Annotated in this window: 5 protein-coding genes; all 5 read left to right on the top strand. The window is 70.0% G+C overall.

Annotated features, from left to right (window positions below):
- Positions 1 to 162: 162 nt before the first annotated feature.
- Positions 163 to 1,464, top strand: coding sequence for an ABC transporter permease (locus D180_RS16185; protein ID WP_017913614.1), 1,302 nt, complete (start codon positions 163 to 165; stop codon positions 1,462 to 1,464).
- A gap of 38 nt (positions 1,465 to 1,502) precedes the next feature.
- A complete protein-coding gene (locus D180_RS16180; RefSeq protein WP_017913613.1) occupies positions 1,503 to 2,723 on the top strand; it encodes an FtsX-like permease family protein in 1,221 nt (406 codons plus the stop codon).
- A gap of 36 nt (positions 2,724 to 2,759) precedes the next feature.
- Positions 2,760 to 4,091 carry an ABC transporter permease gene (locus D180_RS16175; RefSeq protein WP_017913612.1) on the top strand — a complete coding sequence of 444 codons (1,332 nt, stop codon included), beginning with the start codon at positions 2,760 to 2,762 and terminating at the stop codon, positions 4,089 to 4,091.
- Complete coding sequence (locus D180_RS16170; RefSeq protein ID WP_017913611.1) at positions 4,088 to 5,323, top strand: FtsX-like permease family protein; 1,236 nt, start codon at positions 4,088 to 4,090, stop codon at positions 5,321 to 5,323. Before D180_RS16175 ends, D180_RS16170 begins: the two co-directional genes overlap by 4 nt.
- Positions 5,324 to 5,425: 102 nt before the next feature.
- Positions 5,426 to 6,437, top strand: a 1,012-nt coding sequence (locus tag D180_RS16165) for a sigma-54 dependent transcriptional regulator (protein WP_017913610.1), incomplete at its 3' end; no start/stop codon positions are given.

Here is a 6,437-nt window from a genome sequence, read left to right as displayed (position 1 = left end):
TCCTCCCTGCCGCTCGGCGCGGCGACGCTGTGGCTGCTCGGCCAGTGCGCGGTGCTCGCGCCGGCGCGGCGCGCGGCGGCGGTGCCGCCGGCCGTGGCCACCCGCAGCCTCTGATCCCGTCCTTCCATCGCCCGCCACCGCCCCCTTCTCCAGGACGCCACGATGTTCGGCTACTACTGCAAACTGGCGCTGCACAGCTTCGGTCGCAACCGCCTGCTGACCGCCCTGATGGTGCTGGCGATCGCGGTCGGCATTGGCGCATCGATGACCACGCTGACCGTGTTCCACGTGCTGGCGGCCGATCCCATTCCCGGCAAGAGCGGGCAGCTGTTCAACGTCGAACTCAACGTCGAACCGGACGACCGTTACGATCCGAACGACACCGACCCGCAGCAACTGACCCGCCGCGATGCCGAGGCGCTGCTGCGCGACCGGCGCGGCGACCGCCAGGCGATGATGTCGGCCGGCAGCGTGACGGTGGTGCCGGCGCAGCCGCAGCTGACCCCGTTCGGCGCCGAAGCGCGCTACACCAGCGCCGACTTCTTCCCGATGTTCGCCGTGCCGATGCGCTACGGCCACGCCTGGACCGCGGACGACGATGCCCGGCGCGCACGTGTCGCGGTGATTTCGCGGCGGCTCAATACCCAGCTGTTCGGCGACGTGGACAGTGTCGGCCGCCAGCTCCAGCTCGGCGATGCCGTGCTGCGTGTGGTCGGGGTGATCGACGTCTGGGACATGAACCCGCGCTTCTACGATCTCACCAACAACGAGTATGGCGACAGCGAGGACGTGTTCGTGCCGTTCTCCACCGCACGCGACCTGGACCTGGACGTCAGCGGTTCGATGTCCTGCTGGGGCGACCATGCCGGCAACAGGACCAGCGCGAACGCCCCCTGCGCCTGGATCCAGTACTGGGTGGAACTGGACAGCCCCGACAAGCGCGCCGCCTACCTGGACGCGCTGCAGGCCTATGCGCAGCAGCAACGCGACGCCGGCCGCTTCCGCCATCCGCCGGACATCCGCCTCAGCGACGTGATGACCTGGCTGGACCGCAACCACGCCGTCCCCTCCGACGTGCGCCTGCAGGTATGGCTGGCGCTGGCGTTCCTGGGCATCTGCCTGCTCAACACCGCCGGGCTGATGCTGGCCAAGTTCCTGCGCCACAGCGGCGAGATCGGCGTGCGCCGCGCGCTGGGCGCCTCGCGCCGCGCGATCTTCGCCCAGCACCTGGTCGAAGTGGCGGCGATCGGCGCGGTCGGCGGCAGCGCCGGCCTGCTGCTGGCCTGGATCGGCACCTGGCTGGTGCGGCAGCAGCCGTCCACCTACGCCGCGCTGGCGCACATGGATGGCCGCATGCTGCTGCTCGCGCTGGCGTTGAGCCTCGGCAGCGCCCTGCTCGCCGGCCTGCTGCCGGCCTGGCAGGCGATGCGCGTGCCCACCGCCCTGCAGCTCAAGTCGCAATGACGCGCCACGTGCGCCCCTCTCCGCCAGGAACTCCCGCCGTGTCCCTCCATCCCATTCTCTCCAGTCTGCGCAAGCACCGCGTCGCGGCCAGCCTGATCGTGCTGGAAATCGCCTTCAGCTGCGCCGTGGTCTGCAATGCGCTGTTCCTGATCGATCAGCGGCTCGAGCGCATGCACCGGCCCAGCGGCGTCGCCGAGCAGGAGCTGGTGCAGCTGCGCAGCCGCAGCGTGGTCAGCGACGGCAATGGCGCCGCGCAGACCCGCGCCGACCTGGACGCGCTGCGACGCATTCCGGGTGTGCGCGAGGCCAGCATCATCAACCAGCCGCTGTTCGGCGATTCGCTCGGCTACAGCGGCGTGTCGCTGCGCCCGGACCAGGAGCGCAGCACCCTGCACGCGGTGCAGTACTTCGGCGACGCGCGGCTGCTCGATACCCTGGGGCTGCATCTGGTCGCAGGGCGCCGCTTCGCGGACGACGAGTTCATCGACGACGCGCAACTGCGCGATCCGGTGGCCAAGCGCATCCCGCCCTCGGTCATCCTCAGCCAGTCGCTGGCGCAACGCCTGTTCCCCGGCCAGAACGCGGTGGGCCGCACCATCTACGTCTACGGCGAACACCGCATCGTCGGCGTGGTGCAACGCCTGGTGCAACCCCGCGAAGGAGGGAACGTCGGCCACTACGAGGACACGATGCTGTTCCCGGTGAACGTCGCCTACGATCGCGGCACCTACCTGCTGCGCGTGCGCGATCCGGCGCAGCGCGAGGCAGTGCTGCGGCAAGCCAAGGCGACGCTGGCGCAACACGGTCCACGGCGGATGATGAACGGCGGCAAGACCCTGCAACAAGCACGCGCGGACTACTACCGCGACGACCAGGCGATGGCCTGGCTCCTGGTCGGCGTCTGCGTCCTGCTGCTGTTGGTCACCGCCCTGGGCATCGTCGGCCTGACCAGTTTCTGGGTGCAGCAGCGCACCAAGCAGATCGGCATCCGCCGCGCGCTCGGCGCTACCTGCACGCAGATCCTGCGGCATTTCCAGTTGGAGAACTTCCTGCTCGCCAGCGCCGGCATCGTCCTCGGCATGCTGCTGGCCTATGCCGCCAACCTGTATCTGATGAGCGCTTACGAGCTGCCGCGGCTGCCGTTGTGGTACCTGCCGGTCGGCGCGGTGGTGCTGTGGCTGCTCGGCCAGCTCGCAGTGCTGCCGCCCGCACGTCGCGCCGCGGCGGTGCCGCCGGCGGTGGCCACGCGCAGTGTCTGAGCGAACGCGGCCACCGTCCAAACGAGGAGAGGCAGGATGCTGAACCATTATCTGCTGCTGGCCTGGCGCAGCCTGCGGCGCACGCCGATCGCCACCGCGCTGATGGTGCTGGCGATCGGCCTGGGCATCGGCGCGAGCATGACCATGCTGACGGTGCTGCACGTGATGTCGCGCGACCCGCTGCCGGACAGGAGCGCTGCGCTCTACACACCGCATCTGGATCCGTTGCCGAGCAGCTACCCGGACAACCAGGAGTGGGGCGATCCGGCCGACAACCTCACCTGGCCCGACGCCATGGCGCTGCTGCGCGCCGCACCCGCCACGCCGCAGGCGGCGATGGCCGGCGGGCAGATCTTGCTGTGGCCGCCGCGTGCGACGCAAGCGCCGCTCGACCTGAGCGGCCGCTACACCAGCGCCGGATTCTTCGCCGTGTTCGGCATCCCCTTGCAGCGCGGCCACGGCTGGAGCGTGGCGGACGACCGGAGCCACGCCCGCGTCATCGTGCTGAGCCGCACCCTGGCCGACACCCTGTTCGGCGCGCGCGATCCGATCGGCCAGCGGGTGGCGCTCGGGGAAAAGCGCATCGGCTTCGAGGTGATCGGCGTGACCGGCGATTGGGATCCGCAACCGCTGTTCTACGCCGACCCTGGCAGCAAGGGCAGTTTCGGCCAGCGCGACGATTTCTTCCTGCCGCTGTCGACCGCGATGGAACTGGCGCTGGACGTCAACAGCAACATCAGCAGTTGGAACAGCTTCAACGGCGACGACGCGGCGCGACGCAAGGATCCCTCGACCAGCTGGCTGCAGTTCTGGGTGCGCCTGGACACGCCGCAACAGGTCGCCGCCTACCAGCGCCTGCTCTACGACTACGCCGCGACACAGCACGCCAGCGGCCGCTTCCAGCGGCCGCCGGAGCGGGCGCGCCTGTATGCGTTGATGGACTGGCTGCACCATTTGCGGATGGTGCCCGACGATGTGCGCCTGCAGACGCTGCTGGCGCTGGGCTTCCTGTGGATCTGCCTGGTCAACGTGATCGCCTTGCTGCTGGCGAAATTCCTGCGTCGCGGTGGCGAGATCGGCGTGCGACGCGCGCTCGGTGCCCGCCGCGGCCACGTGTTCCTGCAGTTCGGCAGCGAGGCCGCGCTGATCGGATTGCTCGGTGGCGCCGTTGGCATCGCGATCGCCGAACTGGGTCTGTGGAGCGTGCGCCAGCGCCCGGACGACTACGCCAGGCTGGCGCGGATGGACCTGCAGATGCTTCTCGCCACCGTGGCACTGGCGGTGATCGCCGCCCTGCTGGCGGGCCTGCTGCCCGCCTGGCGGGCCAGCCGGATCAACCCCGCCCTGCAGATCAAGGACCTGACATGAATCTGCCGATCCGCCCCATCCTCTCCAGCCTGCAGCATCACCGCCTGACCGCCGCGCTGCTGGCGCTGCAGGTCGCACTGACCTGCGCCTTCGTCGCCAACGCCGTGTTCCTGATCGGTGGGCGCATCGAACGTCTGCGGGTCTCCAGCGGCTTGCCCGAGGAAGAACTGGCGCTGATCTCGGTGCGCGGCGTCCAGAGCGATGGCAATGCGCTGGCCCAGCAGCAATCCGATCTGCGGGCGTTGCGCAGCATTCCCGGTGTCACCGCGGCCGCCGCGATCGGCTTCAGCCTGCCGCTGTCCGGCGGCGCCAACGACTATGGCGGTTGCCCCGACCGGCAGACGCTGGACCGCGCGATGGCGCGGCAGTCGATGGACGATACAGGGTGCATCCAGGCCACGTACTACAGCGGCTCGCCCGGTTTCGTGCAGGCCATGGGCGCGCACCTGATCGCCGGCCGCGACTTCCATGCCGACGAATATTCCACCGCCACACCGAGCGCCGTGATCGTCACCCGCGCGCTGGCGCGGCAACTGTGGCCAGGTCAACCTGCGGTCGGCAAAACGCTGTATGGCGGAGTCCAGGGCGCCGTCGTCGTCGGCGTCGTCGACGATCTGCTGCGCACGACGCTGCGCGGCGCAGCGGTCGACCATCTGGCCGCGCTATCGCCGCAGTTGCCCGCGGGCAACCAGGTGCAGTACCTGTTGCGCAGCGCGCCGCAGGACCGCGAACGGATCCTGGCCGCGGCGGCCGACGCGCTGGCACAGACAGGACCGCTGCGGCTGATTCCGGCCGAAGGGCGCCGCAGCTACGCCCAACTGCGGCAGCGCTATTTCCAGCGCGATGCCACCATGATCGGGTTGCTGCTCGCGGCGACCACCGGCCTGTTGTTCGTGACCGCCCTGGGCATCGGCGGGCTGGCCAGTTTCTGGGTGCAGCAACGCACGCGCCAGATCGGCATCCGCCGCGCCATCGGCGCGACCCGTCGCGACATCCTGCGCCATTTCCAGACCGAAAACCTGCTGATCGTGAGCGCCGGCAGCGCCGTGGGCATGGTGCTGGCGTTGCTGCTCAATCAAGCGCTGTTGCAGCGCTACGACCTGCCACGCCTGCCGCTGTGCTACCTGCCGACCGTCGCTGCGGCGCTCCTGCTGCTCGGCCAGCTGGCGATCCTGGCGCCCGCACGCCGCGCCGCGGCGGTGCCGCCGGCGGTGGCCACCCGCAGTGTCTGAGCCGCCGATGCACGCAGGCACGACAAGCCGCGCGCGGGCTGCGATGATGCCGCCTGGTCCGTTTTTCTCCGCCGGCGTGTCCCGCCGCGCCCAAGGTGCACGATGCCCTGCCTGCTGATCATCGACGACAACCCCGCGGTCGCCACCGCGCTGGAAGTGCTGTTCTCCCTGCACGACATCGACACCGTCCATGCCGACAGCCCGCAGGCGGGCCTGCAGCGCCTGGGCGAGGGCGACATCGACCTGGTCCTGCAGGACATGAACTTCACCGCCGACACCACCTCCGGCGAGGAAGGCGTGGCCCTGTTCGAGGCGATCCGCACGCGCCATCCGGATCTGCCGGTGATCCTGCTGACCGCCTGGACCCAGCTCAGCAGCGCGGTGGAGCTGGTCAAGGCCGGCGCCGCCGACTACCTGGCCAAGCCCTGGGACGACCGCAAGCTGCTGACCACCGTCAACAACCTGCTGGAGCTGTCGGAGACACGACGCGAACTGGAACGCCGCCGCGACGGCGAGCGCCGCCATCGCCAGCAATTGGCGCAGCGCTACGACCTGTGCGGCGCAGTGTTCGCCGACCCCGCCAGCGAGCGCGCCATCGCCCTGGCCTGCCAGGTCGCGCGCTCGGAACTGCCGGTGCTGATCACCGGCCCCAACGGCAGCGGCAAGGAGAAGATCGCGCAGATCATCCAGGCCAACTCCTCGGTACGGCGCGGCCCGTTCGTGGCGCTCAATTGCGGCGCGATCCCGGCCGAACTGATCGAGGCCGAGCTGTTCGGCGCCGAGGCCGGCGCCTACACCGGCGCCAACAAGGTGCGCGAGGGCAAGTTCGAGGCCGCCGACGGCGGCACGCTGTTCCTGGACGAGATCGGCAACCTGTCGCTGGCCGGGCAGATGAAGCTGCTGCGGGTGCTGGAGACCGGCCGGTTCGAGCGGCTGGGCTCCAACCGCGAGCGGCAGGTCAAGGTGCGGGTGATCAGCGCCACCAACGCCGACCTGACCGCGATGATCCGCGACGGCAGCTTCCGCGAGGACCTGTACTACCGGCTCAACGCGGTGGAACTGTCGCTGCCGGCGCTGGCCGAGCGCCCCGGCGACATCGTGCCGCTGGCCGAGC

Source organism: Xanthomonas sp. SHU 166, from assembly GCF_000364685.1.
In the GTDB taxonomy this organism is placed as follows: Bacteria; Pseudomonadota; Gammaproteobacteria; order Xanthomonadales; family Xanthomonadaceae; genus Xanthomonas_A; species Xanthomonas_A sontii.
This window is presented reverse-complemented; position numbering and strand designations above follow the sequence as displayed.